1 protein-coding gene is annotated in these 236 nt (G+C 36.9%); it reads left to right on the forward strand.

Going from position 1 to position 236, the window contains the following annotated elements; translation table 11 throughout:
• Window positions 1–21: 21 nt before the first annotated feature.
• Window positions 22–236: cbb3-type cytochrome oxidase assembly protein CcoS (ccoS, locus tag KCO92_RS07300; RefSeq protein ID WP_210647493.1), on the forward strand; the 215-nt coding region annotated here is incomplete at its 3' end.

The following is a 236-nucleotide window of genomic DNA, read 5'->3' on the forward strand; positions in this document are numbered from 1 at the left end:
GTTTTACAAAAGGGAGATTCTATGAGTAGTTGGGATGTCATGCTGATGCTTGGCGTATCACTATGTATGGGATTTTTAGGCTTAGTTGCTTTTTTATGGGGGCTAAGAAGTGGGCAGTTTGATGAAAAAGAAAAAGGGAAGCAAAACGTGCCATCTGAAAATCTAAGGAGGGTAAAAGACATGTCAAAACAAGCAAAAAAGGATAAAAAAGATGAAAATGTAGGGTCTTTTAAAAG

Origin of the sequence: Helicobacter salomonis (assembly GCF_017979425.1) — a bacterium.
Classification (GTDB): domain Bacteria; phylum Campylobacterota; class Campylobacteria; order Campylobacterales; family Helicobacteraceae; genus Helicobacter; species Helicobacter salomonis.